The organism is Oleiphilus sp. HI0043, assembly GCF_001634935.1.
This window is the reverse complement of record NZ_LWEY01001636.1, coordinates 1-1,930: the sequence shown is the minus strand read 5'-3', so window position 1 is coordinate 1,930 and position 1,930 is coordinate 1. Positions and strand designations below refer to the sequence as shown.

The following is a 1,930-nucleotide window of genomic DNA, read 5'->3' as shown; positions in this document are numbered from 1 at the left end:
ACCGACTATCCAGGCTCTAAAGTAATTGTGGTTTTTGACGCTAAAGGTAAGAACTTTCGTCATGAAATTTACCCTGACTATAAAGCGAATCGTCCACCGATGCCTGATGATTTACGTTCTCAGATCGCGCCGATTCACGAGATCATTGAAGCAATGGGTTTGCCTTTACTCATCATTCCTGATGTCGAAGCGGATGATGTGATTGGTGCCTTGGCGCATCAGGCAACGCAAAAGAAGATCGATGTGGTGATCTCAACTGGCGATAAGGATATGGCTCAGTTAGTGACAGAGCATGTGACGCTGATCAATACCATGACCGATACCAAAATGGATATTCAAGGCGTCGAAGATAAGTTCGGCGTTCGCCCTGATCAGATCATTGACTACTTAGCTTTGGTTGGCGATTCGGTTGATAATATTCCCGGCGTGCCGAAGTGTGGCCCGAAGACGGCGGTAAAGTGGTTAACGGCTTATGGTAGCATGCAGGGTGTTATTGATAGTGCCGATGAGGTGAAAGGTAAAGTTGGCGAGAACCTGCGTGATAGCTTATCGTTTCTACCGATGTCTTATGAGTTGGCAACGATCAAAACTGAAATAGATTTGCCGGAAGCGCTAGAGGATATCAGCCACAAAGAAACTGACCACCGACGATTGTTAGCACTATTTAGCGAGTATGAATTCCGGTCTTGGGTCACTGCCCAAGAAAGAGCCTTGAACAGTGCGGGAGATGATGCGGAACAAGCAGAAGAGCCGGTAGTTGAGCATAATTGCGACTACCAGACTATTCTTGACAAAGATGCGTTTGCGCTTTGGTTTAACAAACTTAAGTCGGCGGACTTATTTGCTTTTGATACCGAGACCACCAGCCTCAACTATATGGAAGCCGAGGTGGTAGGTGTTTCCTTCGCCTGTAATGCAGAGGAAGCAGCTTATGTGCCTTTTTGTCATGATTACTTGGATGCGCCCGAGCAGTTAGATAAAGATTGGGTACTTGATCAACTAAAGCCACTTCTGGAGAGTAGTGAGCAGCTTAAAGTTGGCCAAAACCTGAAATACGATAAAAGTGTATTGGCCAATCATGGTATTGAGCTTCAAGGTATTGCGCACGATACGATGATTGAATCTTATGTGCTGAACTCCACGGGAAGTCGTCACGACATGGATACTCTGGCCGAGAAGTACTTGGGCAGAAAAACCATCCACTTTGAAGATATCGCCGGGAAGGGAGCCAAACAGCTTACCTTCAACCAAATAGCTCTAGAGCAAGCCGGGCCTTATGCCGCAGAAGATGCCGAGATTACTTTGGCGCTTCACCATGCAATCTATCCGCAATTAGAAAAGATTGAAGGGCTGGCGAAGGTTTATCATGAAATAGATAAGCCTCTGTTGTCGATTCTGTCAAAAATAGAACGCACAGGTGCGGTGGTTGACGCTCATATTCTAGGGCAGCAGAGTCAGGAATTAGCCGAACGAATTGTTGAGCTAGAGCGTGAAGCTTATGACTTGGCGGGTGAAGAGTTCAACTTAAGTTCACCAAAACAGTTGCAAGCGATATTCTTTGAGAAACTAGGGTTGCCGATCATCAAGAAGACGCCCAAGGGTCAACCTTCAACCGCCGAGCCGGTCTTACAGGAATTAGCACTTGACTACCCGCTGCCTAAGTTAATTCTTGAGCACCGTAGTCTGGCAAAACTCAAGTCGACTTATACCGATAAACTTCCGCAGTTGATTAATCCGGGAACAGGGAGAATTCATACTTCTTATCATCAGGCTGTCACCGCGACAGGGCGTTTATCTTCTAGTGATCCGAACTTGCAGAATATTCCGATTCGAAGCACCGAAGGTCGAAAGATTCGTCAGGCTTTTGTTGCACCCGACGGTTATAAGCTTATCGCAGCCGACTATTCGCAAATAGAACTGAGAATTATGG

The 1,930-nt window shown here is 46.3% G+C and carries 1 protein-coding gene; it reads left to right on the top strand.

Annotated features, from left to right (window positions below; all coding sequences use genetic code 11):
• Positions 1-1,930, top strand: a 1,930-nt coding sequence (gene polA / locus A3729_RS24865; RefSeq protein ID WP_068634393.1) for a DNA polymerase I, incomplete at both ends; no start/stop codon positions are given.